Here is a 15325-nt window from a genome sequence, read left to right on the forward strand (position 1 = left end):
CAAGCAGCAGCCTCTCATCGAGTACAGCACACAGGACCAAGCATGTTGAATAAAGGCATCACGATCAAGGCGCGAATTGGACTCACGATGGCGTTCCTCGCCGCGTTGCTGGTTGCGATCGGCGTTTTCGGTCTGTTCGGCATGGGCCGTTCGAACGACGCCTATGAAGCCACTTTCACCGATGCGATGCCGGGCGCCGTGAACATCGGCAACGCGGAAATGTACGCGGCGCGCGAGCGACTCGCGCTCGACCGCGCCGCGTTCCTCGTCGGCACGCCGGAAGCGGCATCCACGATCGAGCGCGCGCGCATGCTCGGCAGCACGTCCGACATGTGGTGGAAAAAATATCTCGATCTGCCGCGCGACGCGGACGAAGACCGGCTCGCGCAGGACGTCGCCGCGAAGCGCAACACGCTGCATCAGCAGCTCGAAGCGTTCGCGACGGCAATCGAGGCGAACGATCAGAGCAAGCTGGTCGAGCACGCGAAGAATCTGCAGGCCGTCTTCAACGATCTCGTCACAGCCGACGACGCACTGCGCAAATACCAGTTCGATTCGGCGAAGCAGGGCTTCGACTCCGCGCAGAACAGTTTCCATCTGTTCCGCATGGTCAGCATCGGCGCGCTGGTGCTCGGCGTGCTGGCGGCGGCGCTGTCGTATCTGACGCTGAGCCGCGCGATCGCGCGTCCGCTCGACGAAGCGCTCGGCCACTTCGAGGCGATCGCGGCCGGCGATCTGCGTCGTCCGGTGGTCGTGACTTCGCGCGACGAAATGGGGCAACTGCTCGAAGGAATCGCCAGAATGCAGCACAGCCTCACCGAAACGGTGCGCAGCGTGCGCGGCGGTAGCGAGTCGATCGCGACCGCGACGCGTCAGATCGCGGCGGGCAACGTCGATCTGTCGTCGCGCACTGAAGAGCAGGCGTCCGCGCTGCAGGAAACCGCGTCGAGCATGGAGCAGCTGACCGGCACCGTACGCCAGAACGCCGATAACGCGCGACAGGCGAGCGCGCTTGCCGCCAGTGCGTCGGAGATCGCCAATAAGGGCAGCGCGGTGGTCGGCCAGGTGGTCGGCACGATGGGCGACATCAACCAGAGTTCGGCGAAGATCGCCGACATCATCTCGATCATCGAGGGCATCGCCTTCCAGACCAACATCCTCGCGCTGAACGCAGCCGTCGAGGCGGCGCGCGCCGGCGAGGAAGGGCGCGGCTTCGCGGTCGTCGCGGGCGAGGTGCGCAGCCTCGCGCAGCGTTCGTCGGCGGCGGCCAAGGAGATCAAGGAGCTGATCGATACGTCGGTCGAGCGCGTGCAGTCGGGCTCGGCGCTGGTCGACGAGGCCGGCCGCACGATGAGCGAAATCATCGGCGCGGTGCAGCGCGTGACCGACATCATGGGCGAGATCGCGTCGGCGTCCGAAGAGCAGAGCGGCGGCATCGACCAGGTCGCGCGCGCGGTCACGCAGATGGACGAGGTTACGCAGCAGAACGCGGCGCTCGTCGAGGAAGCTGCCGCCGCCGCGTCGTCGCTCGAGCAGCAGGCGGCCCGGTTGCGCAACGTGGTCGCGGTGTTCCAGCTCGACGACAGCGGCCGTGGCGGTCACGACGGGGCGTCAGGGCTTGCGGCGCTGAAGCGCCCGGTGTCCACGAGCCCGGTCGCCGCGCGCGCACGCAAGCTCACGCCGGCTACGGCGCAGGCGGCGATGCCGGCGAAGGCAGCGACGGTCGCTGCTGTCGCGCCGCAGGTTGCCGCCGCGCCCGCGCCCACCCGCGCGCCGGCCAGGTCCGCGGCGACGGCCGGCGGTGATCAGGATTGGGAGACCTTCTGAGCGGGCTCGGGTTCACGTGTACATGGGCGGCGGCGCTGTCGCGCGTTAGGTGATTGACCCCGCCGTTCGTTGCAACATCCGTTCCCGTCCGCTCGCTGGCTGTCCGGCATCCGTGCTGTACGAACGACGATCGCTTCGCGAAAAGCCGCGCCTGGGTCCCCAGGTGCGGCTTTTTTTCGGCTCGCGCAAGAAATAACGTTTGCGCGCGGCGTGGCTTTCACCGGCGCCTGTCGCGATCCGGTACATTGACGGGCACGGCCCCGATCCGCGTGCGCGGCGCGCGGCTGCCCGCACCTTCAACAGGTGGTTCCCACTTATTGCTACGTCCTGCGAACCTGCCATGCGCCAGCCACAAAAAACCGACATGACGCGTTACGATCTTGCGCAACACCTCGTCGAGGCACGCCGGCAGCACCTGCCGATCGACGCGCCCGCCCCCGACAGCCTGCCGCCCGACGCGGCGACCGCCTACGCGATCCAGCAGGCGGTGATCGCGGGGCTGGGCGAATCGACCGGCGCGTGGAAGATCGGCGCGAAGTCCCCGGGCGGCGCCGCGTCGGGCGCGCCGATTCCGGCCTCGCTGGTGGTGCCGTCGCCGGCGCGGCTTGCGCATGACGGATTCTTTCGCGTGCTGGTCGAGCTGGAGATCGCGTTTCGCTTCGACGTGACGATCGAGCCGCGCGCTCAGGCCTATGCGCGCGACGAGGTGCTGTCCAAGCTCGGCGCCGTGCTGCCGGCCATCGAGATCGTCGACAGCCGCTTCACCGAGTGGCCGAACGTCGCGCCGCTCGCGCAGCTAGCCGACGCGCAGAACAACGGCGCGCTGATCACTGGCCATCCGGCCGTCTATGCGAGCCTCGCGCGCGGCTTCGACTTCGTGTCGCCGGAACTGGAGCTGAGCTTCAACGGCCGCTCGCTGATACCGGAAGTGACCGGCAATCCGGCGGGCGATCCGCGCGAGCTGCTCGTCTGGTTCGTCAACCATTGCGCGGCGATGGGGATCACGATCGAGCGCGACTGGACCCTGACCACCGGCTCATACGTCGGCGCGCACAAGATCGACGAGCCCGGCATCGTGCGTGGACATATCGATGGGTTGGGTGAAGTGGAAATTGAACTGACCTGATCGATGCTGGTTGTAACCGCAAATTACAACGCTTCATCCATTCCAAACGGCTGCCCGCGTGCAGCCGTTTTTATTTTGGCGAATTCGAAACGGTGGCAGTCTTTGAATCGTTAACCTGTTCGAATCCATTTGTTGCAACTTTGCCGCTTCTTTCCGTATACACCTATGAGAGCGGCGCGAGCGGCTGCCGTCATCCAGTCGTACGGATCAGGGGTGTGCCTGCTTTTGGTGACGAAGTGTGCGTGCGCAGACAGCCGCATTTTTGTGAAGGGTCGACGGTGCAGGTACGGGATGTGCAATAGCAACGCGAGGTCATGGCGCGATGCAGCGGTAAAGCGAAGTCGTGCAGGAGCACTGAATAGCGATGCGGTGCTGAAGAAAGTAACGGTACAGCGGAGCAAGTAACGGTACAGCGGAGCAGCGGATGATTTGATTCGTTGCGGCGTGAGTGAAAAATTGTAGGTGGTCGATTCTTTGGTTCCAAGTGAGGACTGTAGCTTCGCGGTTACGGAGCGATTTTCGCAACGTAGTTCGTGAAAAAAAATTTAAAAGGGTTTAGGATGAATTCGAGCGATGTCGTTTCCGAATAGCGCGCCGCGCACGACATCGCTCCAGACTTCGGCGAGGAGGTAGCATGGATATCTACAGCAGTTTCGCGACCCGCTTCGAGAAAACACGGGAGGATGAACTCTCGCTCGAGGAGTATCTCGCGCTCTGCAAAGACAATCCCGCCGCGTACGCCACTGCAGGCGAACGCATGTTGACGGCAATCGGAGAACCGGAACAGATCGACACGCGCAACGATCCGCGTCAATCGCGTATCTTCGCGAACAAGGTCATCAAGGTATACCCCGCATTCCGAGAGTTCTACGGAATGGAAGAGGTGATCGAGCAGGTGGTCGCCTACTTCCGGCATTCGGCCCAGGGGCTCGAAGAAAAGAAGCAGATACTGTATCTGTTAGGACCGGTCGGCGGCGGCAAGTCGTCGATCGCGGAACGGCTGAAGCAACTAATGGAGCGCGTACCGTTCTATGCGATCAAGGGCTCGCCCGTCAATGAATCGCCGCTCGGTCTGTTCGACTACGAGGAAGACGGTCCGATCCTCGAAGAGCAATATGGCATTCCTCGCCGCTACCTGCGAGGCATCCTGAGTCCGTGGGCGGTCAAGCGCCTGCACGAGTACAACGGCGACATCCGCAAGTTCCGCGTGGTGCGCCGCTATCCGTCGATCCTTCGTCAGATCGCTATCTCGAAGACTGAACCGGGCGACGAGAACAATCAGGACATTTCGTCGCTGGTCGGCAAGGTCGACATCCGCAAGCTCGAACAGTACGCGCAGGACGACGCCGACGCGTACAGCTACTCGGGAGGCCTGTGTCTCGCCAATCAGGGCCTGCTCGAGTTCGTCGAAATGTTCAAGGCGCCGATCAAGGTGTTGCACCCGCTGCTCACCGCGACCCAGGAGGGCAACTTCAAGGGTACGGAAGGCTTCGGCGCGATCCCGTTCGACGGCATCATCCTCGCTCACTCGAACGAGTCGGAGTGGAAGGCGTTCCGCAACAACCGTAACAACGAAGCGCTGCTCGACCGGATCTTCGTCGTCAAGGTGCCGTACTGCCTGCGCTATAGCGAAGAGGTCAAGATCTACGAGAAGCTGCTGCGCAACTCGTCGCTGGCCAACGCGGTCTGCGCGCCTGGCACGCTGAAGATGATGGCGCAGATGTCCGTGCTCACGCGTTTGCAGGAGCCGGAAAACTCGAGCCTGTTCTCGAAGATGCAGGTCTACGACGGCGAGAATCTGAAGGACACGGACCCGAAGGCGAAGTCGTACCAGGAGTACCGCGACTTCGCGGGCGTCGACGAAGGCATGACCGGGGTGTCGACCCGCTTCGCGTTCAAGATTCTGTCGCGCGTGTTCAACTTCGACTCGACCGAGGTCGCGGCCAATCCGGTGCATCTGATGTACGTGCTCGAACAGCAGATCGAACGCGAGCAGTTCCCGCCCGAAACCGAGCAGAAGTATCTGTCCTTCATCAAGGACGTGCTCGCGTCGCGCTATGCGGAGTTCATCGGCAAGGAGATTCAGACCGCGTATCTGGAGTCGTACTCCGAGTATGGTCAAAACATCTTCGACCGCTACGTCACGTATGCGGACTTCTGGATCCAGGATCAGGAGTTCCGCGACCACGACACCGGCGAGAGCTTCGACCGTGCCGCGTTGAACGCCGAGCTGGAGAAGATCGAGAAGCCGGCGGGCATCAGCAACCCGAAGGACTTCCGCAACGAGATCGTGAACTTCGTGCTGCGCGCGCGGGCTGCGAATGCGGGCAAGAACCCCGCGTGGATCAGCTACGAGAAGCTGCGCGTCGTGATCGAAAAGAAGATGTTCTCGAATACGGAAGAACTGTTGCCGGTGATCTCGTTCAACGCGAAGGGCTCGGCCGAAGAGCAGCGCAAGCACGAAGACTTCGTCAATCGCATGGTGGCGAAGGGCTATACGCCGAAACAGGTGCGCTTGTTGTGCGACTGGTATCTGCGCGTGCGCAAGTCATCGTGATGCGCGCATGATACTCATGATGTGCCGCCCGTACGGTTCGACCGTACGGGCAACCGGCGAGGCGCAAGCCGCATAGCATGCACTGCGCGGCGGGCGTCTCGCGCACCGGAAATATTAGTGCGGCCGCAGCGGAAACGCGGTTGCACGGACGGGAGACCGGGCGTGCTTCATCAAATCATCGACCGCAGGTTGGCAGGCAAGAACAAGAGTATTGCGAATCGCGAGCGTTTTTTGCGCCGCGTCAAAAACTATATCCGTCGCGCCGTTTCGGAAGCGGTGCGCGACCGCAGCATCAAAGATATCCAGAACACCCAGAGCATCACCATTCCGCGCAAGGACATCGCGGAGCCGTCGTTCCGTCACGGACCGGGCGGCCGGCGCGAGATGGTGCATCCCGGCAACTCGGACTACATCCGCGGCGACAAGATCCAGCGCCCGCAAGGCGGTGGTGGTGGCGGCGGAGGCAGTCAGGCCAGCAACGAGGGCGAGGGTCAGGACGACTTCGTGTTCGAGCTGAGCCGCGAAGAGTTCATGCAGTATTTCTTCGACGACCTCGAACTGCCGCGTCTCGTCAAAACCCATCTGATGGCCGTGCCGACGTGGAAAAGCATCCGCGCGGGCTGGGCCGCGGAGGGCACGCCCAACAACATCGACGTGGTGCGCTCGCTGCGCAGCGCGCTCGGCCGGCGCATCGCGCTCGGCGCGCCGCTCGTCAACCAGTTGCACGAAATGGAGCGGCAGCTCGAAGAGCTGAAGGCCGATCCCGCCGATCGCCGCGAAGAGATCAAGCTGCTCGAAGACGACATCCACCATCTGAAAGGACGCATCTGGCGGATTCCGTTCATCGATCCATTCGATCTGCGCTACGTGAATCGCGTGAAGCAACCCACGCCGTCGAGTCAGGCAGTGATGTTCTGCCTGATGGACGTGTCCGGCTCGATGGACGAGCAGCGCAAGGATCTCGCGAAGCGCTTTTTCATCCTGCTGTACCTGTTTCTGAAGCGTAACTACGAGCGCATCGAAGTGGTGTTCATTCGCCACCACACGCGCGCCGAGGAAGTCGACGAAGATACTTTCTTCCACTCGACCGAAAGCGGCGGCACGGTGGTGTCGAGCGCGCTCGAACTGATGCGCAAGGTGATGGAGGAACGCTACTCGCCAACTGAATGGAACATTTACGGGGCGCAGGCTTCGGACGGCGACAATTGGACCGACGATTCGCCGAAGTGCCGCAAGATACTCTCGGATGACATCCTGGAGAAGGTGCGGTATTTTGCGTATATTCAGGTGACGCCCGAAGAGCAGAATCTGTGGCTCGAATACGCGCAACTGGCGCTATCGCAACCGCATATGGCGATGAAGAAGGTCGAAACCGCGGCCGATATCTATCCGGTGTTTCGCGAGTTGTTCGAGAAGCAGGCGGCGACTTCGTGAGGGAACGCTGATTGCGCTCCAGGCATCTGGATCACGACGCGTGCGGCGATGAATCGTACGACTTGAGGCAAGCCGTCGTACGACTGCGCCGCAGCGCAACAAAGGCGTGCCGCAGCAACTGTCGGGGCATGCCGAGGCAGGAGCGGCTAGCACGGCAGCCGCTCGCGCCGGAGCAGTCCGCAATGCTGCAGCACGGGACACACCGGAACGCCCATCGAGGGGCAAAGGGAAGTCCGTATGAACGTAGCCGATAGACGGCCTCTGCCGTGCCCGTCCGACTGGACCTTCGAATTGATCGAAGAGTACGACTCGCATATTGCCCGTGTTGCGGAGCAATACGAGCTCGACGTGTATCCGATCCAGCTCGAACTCATCAGCGCTGAACAAATGATGGACGCCTATGCGTCCGTCGGTATGCCGGTGAACTACCGTCACTGGTCGTTCGGCAAACACTTTCTTTCTACCGAAAAAAGCTATCGTCGCGGCCAGATGGGGCTCGCGTACGAAATCGTCATCAATTCGAACCCCTGCATCGCGTATTTGATGGAAGAGAACACGATGACGATGCAGGCGCTCGTGATCGCGCATGCGGCGTATGGTCACAACTCGTTCTTCAAGGGCAACTATCTGTTCCGCTTGTGGACGGACGCGCACGCGATCATCGACTACCTCGTCTACGCGAAGAACTACATCGCGGAATGCGAGGAGCGCTATGGGCTCGATCGCGTCGAGGAATTGCTCGATTCGTGCCACGCGCTAATGAATTACGGCGTGGACCGCTACAAGCGCCCGCAGAAGCTGTCTTTGCAGAAAGAGTTCGCCGCGCGGCGCGAACGTGAGGCGTATCTGCAGTCGCAGGTCAACGAATTGTGGCGCACGCTGCCCACGCGCCATACGCCGCTGCCCGAAGAGGTCGAGGAGCGCTATCCGCCCGAGCCGCAGGAAAACCTGCTGTATTTCGCGGAGAAAAACGCGCCGCTGCTCGAGCCGTGGGAGCGCGAGGTGATCCGCATCGTGCGCAAGATCGGTCAGTATTTCTATCCGCAGCGGCAGACCCAGGTGATGAACGAAGGCTGGGCGACGTTCTGGCACTACACGCTGCTAAACACGATGTACAACCAGGGCAAGCTGGAAGACGGCTTCATGATGGAGTTCCTCCATTCGCACAGCAACGTCGTCTATCAGCCGCCGGTCACGAAGCCGTATTACAGCGGCATCAATCCGTATGCGCTCGGCTTTTCGATGATGAGCGACATCCGCCGCATCTGCGAGGCGCCGACCGACGAAGACCGCAAGTGGTTTCCTGATCTGGCCGGCAGTCCCTGGCTGCCCTCGATGCACTACGCGATGCGCAACTTCAAGGACGAGAGCTTCGTCGCGCAGTACCTGTCGCCGCATCTGATCCGCGAAATGCGCCTGTTCTCGGTGCTCGACGACGACATGCGCGACGCGCTGGAGGTGTCGGCGATTCACGACGACAGCGGCTACCAGTACGTGCGCCAGGCGCTGTCGCGGCAGTACGACATGCATCACCGCGAGCCGAACATTCAGGTATGGGCCGTCAACACGCGTGGCGATCGCAGCCTGACGTTGCGGCATTTCATGAGCGACAACCGGCACCTGTCGTCGGATAGCGACGAAGTGCTCAAGCACATGGCGCGCTTGTGGCAATTCGATGTGTACCTCGAAAGCGTCGACGAAAACGGTACCGTCAGAAAGCGCTACGACTGCCGGTACGTGCCGTCCTCGGTGAGAATCTGACGTCTCCGTCCGAGCGCGGCGACGGTTCGTAACCGCCCGGGCGGTCCGCGTCGATCACCCGAAGCCCCCGCAGCCTCCCGGCTGGCGGGGGTTCGTTTTTCGTTGCGGTTCTACTTCGCCTCCGGCCCGTACCCAGGGCTTTCCTGCAGTTCCGCAGACAAAACCCCATCTGAACTTTTCACTTATGTAAAATTCGCCGCGCGCGCGTGTGCGGTTGTCCGCGACGCGCATGAAGGCGGCGTCACGAGCGTCATCCTCGTTTAGAGAAAAAAGGACCGACATCAGCATGAACGATCTAACCGACCAACCCGTCGTCGCACGAGCGGACGACACCCGGCGCCGCATCTTCGCGATCGTCGGCGCTTCATCGGGCAATCTTGTCGAATGGTTCGACTTCTACGTGTATTCGTTCACGGCGCTGTATTTCGCGCCGTCGTTCTTTCCTAGCGGCAACACCACCACGCAGTTGCTCAACACGGCCGGGGTGTTTGCCGCCGGCTTCCTGATGCGCCCGATCGGCGGCTGGTTCTTCGGCCGGTTCGCCGACAAGCGTGGCCGCCGCACCGCGATGATGGTGTCGGTCTTCATGATGTGCGGCGGCTCGCTCGTGATCGCGATGCTGCCCACGTACGCGCAGATCGGCGCGCTCGCGCCGGCGCTGCTGCTGATCGCGCGACTGTTTCAGGGCCTGTCGGTGGGCGGCGAATACGGCACCAGCGCGACCTATATGAGCGAAGTCGCATTGAAGGGCCGGCGCGGCTTCTTCGCGTCGTTCCAGTATGTGACGCTGATCGGCGGTCAACTGTTCGCGCTGCTCGTGCTGGTGATCCTGCAGCAGATGCTGACGACCGACGAACTGAAGGCGTGGGGCTGGCGCGTGCCGTTCGCGATCGGTGCGATCGCTGCGCTGATCTCGCTCTATCTGCGTAAATCGCTCGACGAAACCACCACCGCCGCGACCCGTCAGCGCAAGGAAGCGGGCACGCTGCGCGGCTTGTGGGAGCACAAGGGCGCGTTCATGACGGTGCTCGGCTTCACGGCCGGCGGCTCGCTGATCTTCTATACGTTCACCACGTATATGCAGAAATATCTGGTCAATACGGCCGGCATGCACGCGAAGACCGCGAGTTCGGTGATGACCGCCGCGCTGTTCGTCTACATGCTGATGCAGCCGGCGTTCGGCGCGCTGTCCGACAGGATCGGCCGGCGCAATTCGATGCTGTGCTTCGGTTTGTTCGCGACGCTCGGCACGGTGCCGCTGCTGCATGCGCTGAAGGACGTGACGAGTCCGCTCGCGGCGTTCGCGCTCGTCGTCGTCGCGCTGGCGATCGTCAGCTTCTATACGTCGATCAGCGGCCTGATCAAGGCGGAAATGTTCCCACCGCAAGTGCGTGCGCTCGGCGTGGGGCTGTCGTATGCGGTCGCCAATGCGATCTTCGGCGGCTCCGCGGAATATGTCGCGCTGTGGCTGAAGTCGGCCGGCGTCGAGACGATGTTCTTCTGGTATGTAACGGCGCTGTGCGCACTCGCGGGTATCGTGTCGCTGCGCATGCGTGATCCATCAACGGAAGGGTATCTGCGGCACGAGCCGTGAGCCGCTAGCCGGGCACGGCGAAACGTCGTGCCGCGATGAAGCATTCGAGCGGCGGTCCGGGGCAACCGGACCGCCGTTTTTCATCGCCTCGACGTTCGCGCGCCACTACGCGAACTGGCAGCAGCGCACTCCGCTCAACTGACGACGATCCGTGTCCCCCACGCATGCAGCAGGTCGCGCAAGCTCTCGGCCTGTTCCATCCTCGCGCCGCTGCGCAGATGAATCTGCACCGCACGCCCCGCGATGCCGTCGATCGGTTGGGCGAACCATAGCTCGACCGCGAGGCCGAGTCCTTCGGGTTGATCTTCGACGACCGGTTCGATCACGCGCGGTCTGAAACACGCATTGTCTGACATGGCGAAGCACCTCTGCGATGACGGGTCGTGCCCATCGTAATCAGCGGCACGCTCGGGACCAAGTAACGAATACGCGTTTGCTAAGCAGGGAATGCTTAGCAGAAAATCGGCTCGCGCTCGCGCTCCGTCCGGTTCGCGACGCGCTTCTCGCTGCTCACACCGGCTTCGAGCGGTCGCCGACGAATTCATCGACCAGCTTGTCGACGAACTCTTCGACCCTCGCGGCCTCATGCGCGGCGACCGTCGTCATCGACGGCGCCGCCCCGCGGGCGGCAGCATCGGCCGCCGCGCTCGCCGTCGGCAGACGTGCGCGCCAGGCCGCGCGCGCCAGCATCAGCAGGTGGTAGTAAAGCCGCGCGCTAAAGCCGTAGTCGTAGGCGAACAGATGCGTGCGCGCGATCCGCCAGCCCGCGCGCGCGTCGCCGTTTCTCGCGTGAATCGACACGACGATCGGCACGAGCCGCCGCAGCGCCTGCCGCCGCGACGCTTCGAGCCGCGCCGGCAGACGCAGCGACTTCACGAACCCATACGCGCTCAACGGCGCTGCCGTGCTCGTGCCGCGCGTGCTGTGCGAGATCGACGTCGCGGTCTTCCGATACACCGACACGTAGTCGTGCAGATAAAACACCTCGCGCGCGGCAAGGCATAGCTCGGTGCCGAACACGTAGTCGCAGCAGACGCCGTACCGATCGTCGTAGCCGATCCGCTTCACGAGCCGCGCGTCGGCCATCCAGCCATTGTTCGGAAACATCTGGATCAGGCCGGTGCGGCCGGCGAGCGGCTGCAGCCCCTCATTGGCCTGGGTGCGCCGGAACGCCGCGTTCAGGCGCTCGCTCGCGGCGAGGTCGATCGCGCCGTCCTGATCCGCTTCGTACTGGGCGCCGAATGCCGCATCGAGCCCCGGATAGCGCTGCCAGAGCGACACGAGTTTGCCGACGGCGTCGCTCGTCAGCAGATCGTCGTCGTGGATCAACAGGATCTTGTCGCCGCGCGCCCGCTCGAACAGGCTCGACACATTGCGCGCCTGGCCAAGCGGCCGCTCGTGCTTCTCGTAGCGCACGCGCGGCTCGTCGCGGTAACGCTGCAAGATCAGTTGCCGTGAGCGGCAGTCCGTCGAATCGTCGCCAATCACGATTTCCACATGCGGATAGCTTTGCGCGAGGCACGAGTCGACGCACTCGACGAGCAGTTCGGGACGATTGCAGGTCGGCACACAGATGGACACTTGGGCGATGGCCGCACGGGCGAGGGGAGCACTTGACGCGTTGGACATGAATGACGCCTTTTAACGATCGGAAGCGGCATGAACCGGCGCAACGCGGAGCGGCCGGTTCGGAGGGCGCACACTTCGCTGCTAGCAGCAAAATAGTCCAAGGCGCTGAAAAAATATTCGGTAAAAATGAGGAAGAAATGTTTGCTTACAGAAAGGCACTGGAAGGCAAAAGTGATGCGGCCTGAATGCATGAAGCAGACAGGCCGCCGTGGCACGGGGTTTTTTCAACCGACCGACGGTTCGTCGTCGCCGCGCTTTTTGCCCGGACGGTCCGCCGGGGACTGCTTGTGGCCCTCGCCGTGGCGCTCGGGCATCTTGCTCTTCGCATTGTCGCTATGCACGGCGTGGTGCGGATGCGCTAAATCCTCGGTCTGCGTGCCGACCTCGCTTTTCGTTTCGTTTTCGCCCGGGTTTTTGGTTTCGCCTTGGGGTTTTTCCGTCGTCTTGCTCATCGCTGCTCTCCTGGAGGGAAGACAAGGCTTCGGTAGCAAGACGCGGACCCCGGCGGGCGGCAAACAGCAGTTCTGCGCTCAGGGCGGCCGGGTGGCGCGGCGTGGCGCCGGTCAGCGAGATGATGAAGTCGAGAAACGCGCGCGAGCTCGGCAGGGTTCGCCGGCTTGCCATGTTGCTTCAGATACGACGGCGCCGCCACGGTCAAGATGCGCGTATCGAGCAGCTTGCGGGCGACGAGCGTCGACACCGGGGGTCTCCGAAGCGGATCGCGACATCGAAGCCGTCCGCGACCATGTCGCCCAACTGATCGCGCGTGATCAGTTCGAGCTGCAGGTCCGGATGTTTGTCGATGAAGCTGCCAAGGCGCGGCCCGAGCACGAGCCGTGAAAAGAACGGGTCCATGTTGACGCGCAGACGCCCGCGCACCGCGGTCGTACCCTGCGCGGCGGAGGCCGCCGCTTCCTCGAGTCCGCCGAGCAGCGGCACGTTCGAATTCATGCGTTGACACGCGAGCAAACGCGTCGCGGGTCAACGCCCCGCGCTCTGCGCAGCCTGGCCGCGAATCACGCGCGTACCGGACGGGGCGTCGAGATGACGGAAGATCCACGCGGACACCAGCGTGATCACGCCGACGCACACGAACGCGAGCCGGAAGCCGAGTTCCGCCGAGCCCCATTGATCCGCGAACAGATTGACGAGCCCGCCGCCGATCGACACGCCGAGCCCGATCGCCAGCATCTGCACCATCGAGAACAGGCTATTGCCCATGCCCGCGTCTTCGTGCGAGAGGTCCTTCAGCGTGATGCTATTCATCGCCGCGTACTGCATCGAGTTGGCCGCGCCGAACACCGCGAGAATCGCGATTTCGACCACGAGCGGTGTGCCGCGCGAAATCAGCGAGAACGCGACGATCGCCGAGCCGACGATGATCGTGTTGACCAGCAGGAACGTGTCGTAGCCGTAGCGGCGCACGAGCGGCGCGATCCAGCGTTTCGCGAGCGTGCCGGCGAGCGCCGCGGGCAGCATCATCAGCCCGGAGTGCAGCGGCGAGTAGCCGAGCTGCAACTGCAGCAGGAGCGGCACGAGGAACGGCACCGCGCTCGAACCGACCCGGCATACGAGGTTGCCGATCAGGCCGACGCTGAAATTCGGCTCGCCGAACAGCGACAGCCTGAATAGCGGATTGCCGCGGTTTCTCGCGTACGGAATGTAGGCGAGCGCGCAGGCGACCGCCAACGCGAACAGCCCCGCCGACCACGCCGCGCGATGCGACGGGACCGGCGCGTCGATCGCGAGCGAAAACGCGATCATGCACAGCGACAGCAGCGCGCAGCCGATCACATCGAAGGCCGGCGCCTGCGTCTCGTCATGCGACGGCAGAAAGCGGTGCACCGCGTACAGGCCGAGCGCGCCGATCGGCACGTTGATCAGAAAGATCCAGTGCCATGTGATCGCCTGCACGAACCAGCCGCCGAGCGTCGGCCCGGCGATCGGCCCGAGCTGGCCCGCGATCGAAATGAACGCGAGCGCCGATACATATTGCTCGCCCGACACGCTGCGCAGCACCGCGAGACGTCCGATCGGCAGCAGCATCGAGCCGCCGAGGCCTTGCAGCACCCGCGCCATCACGAGCTCGCCGAGCGTGTGCGCGCTCGCGCAGCAGATCGAGCCGAGCACGAACACGAGAATCGCGGCGAAATAGACGCGGCGGGTGCCGAAGCGGTCGGCAAGCCAGCCGGAGGCGGGCGTCAGCATCGCCATCGTCAGCGTGTAGGCGACGACGACCGGTTGCATCGCGAGCGGCGCGACGTGCAGGCTGTTCGCGATCGACGGCAGCGCGGTGTTGACGATCGTCGTATCGAGCGACTGCATGAAGAAGCCGGCGGCGACGATCCACAGTAGGGCGGTTTGAGACGAATGCTTGGTCATGGTTTCGACAGCGGGCGCGGCGGCAAAGACGCCACCGGAGCCGGGACAGGCGGAATTCCGTCATCTTATTGACATCCCCGTCAATCGGGAACCCCACTAAGCTCGCTGACTGTTATCGACAATACCGATGAGCAGCGCGACAATCACGCATGCTCAATCCGATCTGTCTGAAGACCTTCTCGACCGTCGCAGCCTGCCATAGCTTCACCGAGGCGGGGCGGCGGCTCGACCTGACGCAGTCGAGCGTCAGCGAACATATCCGGCGCCTCGAACAGAGCGTGGGCCGGCGCCTGTTCGTGCGCGACACCCATTCGCTCGCGATGACGCCCGACGGCGAAGCGATGCTCGCGCATGCGAGTGTGATTCTGCAGGCCCTATCGCGCGCGGAGTCGCAATTTCGCGCGCCGCGTCTGAAGGGGCGCGTGCGGCTCGGCTCGTCGGACGACATCGCGCTCGGCCCGCTGCCCACCGTGCTGGCGGCGTTTCGCAATGCGCACCCCGACGTCGAGCTCGAAATCACGATCGGCATGACCGGCAGGCTCTATGAGCTGCTCGACGCGGGCGCGATCGATCTGCTGGTCGGCAAGCGCCGGCTCGGCGACCGGCGCGGCGTGCCGCTTTTCACCGGGCGGCTCGAATGGCTCGCGCGGACCGGCACGCTCGTCGATCTGAGCCAGCCGCTGCCACTGATTCTGGTCGCCGAGCCGAGCGTGACGCGCGCGGTCGTGCTCGATGCGCTCGCCGAAGCCGGCGCGAGCTGGCAGATCGTCTGCACGAGCAGCAGTCATTCCGGCTGTATCGCGGCTGCGCGCGGCGGACTCGGCATCACCGTGCGGCCACAATATCTGGCCGCGCGCGGGCTCGCGCCGCCGTTGAATGCGGCCGGGTTGCCGACGTTGCCGTCGGTGGAATTCATTGCGCTGGCGGCGAAGCGCTTGAGCCGCCCGGCCGGCACGCTGCTGCAGTTGCTGCATGACAGCGATCTGCGCGGGTCGTGGATCGGCGAGTGAGGCGG

The 15325-nt window shown here is 63.5% G+C and carries 12 protein-coding genes and 1 pseudogene; 8 read left to right on the forward strand and 5 right to left on the reverse strand.

Annotation, left to right across the window (positions count from 1 at the left end; genetic code table 11):
• The first annotated feature begins 42 nt into the window (after positions 1-42).
• The 6 genes from AB3X94_RS02935 (at position 43) to AB3X94_RS02960 (ending at position 10299) form a co-directional block, all read left to right on the forward strand.
• Positions 43-1827 carry a methyl-accepting chemotaxis protein gene (locus AB3X94_RS02935; RefSeq protein WP_368610729.1) on the forward strand — a complete coding sequence of 595 codons (1785 nt, stop codon included), beginning with the start codon at positions 43-45 and terminating at the stop codon, positions 1825-1827.
• A 364-nt stretch (positions 1828-2191) separates the two neighbouring features.
• A complete protein-coding gene (locus AB3X94_RS02940; RefSeq protein ID WP_176110574.1) occupies positions 2192-2953 on the forward strand; it encodes a 2-keto-4-pentenoate hydratase in 762 nt (253 codons plus the stop codon).
• Positions 2954-3587: 634 nt separating this feature from the next.
• On the forward strand, positions 3588-5510 hold the full coding sequence (locus AB3X94_RS02945) for a PrkA family serine protein kinase (RefSeq protein WP_176108373.1): 1923 nt from the start codon (positions 3588-3590) through the stop codon (positions 5508-5510).
• 162 nt (positions 5511-5672) lie between these two features.
• Positions 5673-6944: a YeaH/YhbH family protein gene (locus tag AB3X94_RS02950; RefSeq protein WP_176108374.1), complete on the forward strand. Its 1272-nt coding sequence runs from the start codon at positions 5673-5675 to the stop codon at positions 6942-6944.
• Positions 6945-7181: 237 nt separating this feature from the next.
• On the forward strand, positions 7182-8705 hold the full coding sequence (locus AB3X94_RS02955; RefSeq protein WP_368610730.1) for a SpoVR family protein: 1524 nt from the start codon (positions 7182-7184) through the stop codon (positions 8703-8705).
• A gap of 286 nt (positions 8706-8991) precedes the next feature.
• The gene (locus AB3X94_RS02960; protein WP_176108376.1) at positions 8992-10299 is read left to right on the forward strand and encodes an MFS family transporter; all 1308 of its coding nucleotides are present in this window, start codon (positions 8992-8994) and stop codon (positions 10297-10299) included.
• 134 nt (positions 10300-10433) lie between these two features.
• On the opposite strand, the gene AB3X94_RS02965 is transcribed toward AB3X94_RS02960, so the two are convergent.
• Together AB3X94_RS02965 and AB3X94_RS02970 are read right to left on the reverse strand one after the other, a co-directional pair.
• A complete protein-coding gene (locus AB3X94_RS02965) occupies positions 10434-10655 on the reverse strand; it encodes a hypothetical protein (protein ID WP_176108377.1) in 222 nt (73 codons plus the stop codon).
• Positions 10656-10809: 154 nt separating this feature from the next.
• Entirely contained in the window at positions 10810-11928 is a 1119-nt protein-coding gene (locus AB3X94_RS02970) for a glycosyltransferase family 2 protein (protein WP_368610731.1), read from the reverse strand.
• 2 nt (positions 11929-11930) lie between these two features.
• Between AB3X94_RS02970 and AB3X94_RS02975 the strand changes: the two genes are divergently transcribed.
• Complete coding sequence (locus tag AB3X94_RS02975; RefSeq protein ID WP_176108379.1) at positions 11931-12113, forward strand: hypothetical protein; 183 nt, start codon at positions 11931-11933, stop codon at positions 12111-12113.
• A gap of 39 nt (positions 12114-12152) precedes the next feature.
• Here the strand turns inward: AB3X94_RS02975 and AB3X94_RS02980 are convergent, their stop codons facing one another.
• The 3 genes and pseudogenes from AB3X94_RS02980 to AB3X94_RS02990 all read right to left on the reverse strand — a co-directional run bounded on the left by AB3X94_RS02980 (position 12153) and on the right by AB3X94_RS02990 (position 14310).
• On the reverse strand, positions 12153-12380 hold the full coding sequence (locus AB3X94_RS02980; protein WP_368610732.1) for a hypothetical protein: 228 nt from the start codon (positions 12378-12380) through the stop codon (positions 12153-12155).
• Positions 12381-12523: 143 nt separating this feature from the next.
• A pseudogene (locus AB3X94_RS02985) lies at positions 12524-12867 on the reverse strand (LysR substrate-binding domain-containing protein); the annotation flags it as partial.
• A 42-nt stretch (positions 12868-12909) separates the two neighbouring features.
• Positions 12910-14310 (reverse strand): DHA2 family efflux MFS transporter permease subunit, encoded by a 1401-nt coding sequence (locus AB3X94_RS02990; RefSeq protein WP_368610733.1) that lies wholly within the window; start codon positions 14308-14310, stop codon positions 12910-12912.
• A gap of 149 nt (positions 14311-14459) precedes the next feature.
• Between AB3X94_RS02990 and AB3X94_RS02995 the strand changes: the two genes are divergently transcribed.
• Positions 14460-15320, forward strand: coding sequence for a LysR family transcriptional regulator (locus tag AB3X94_RS02995; protein ID WP_368610734.1), 861 nt, complete (start codon positions 14460-14462; stop codon positions 15318-15320).
• Positions 15321-15325: the final 5 nt, after the last annotated feature.

It is taken from the genome of Paraburkholderia sp. BR10923, from assembly GCF_040948765.1.
Lineage (GTDB): Bacteria > Pseudomonadota > Gammaproteobacteria > Burkholderiales > Burkholderiaceae > Paraburkholderia > Paraburkholderia youngii.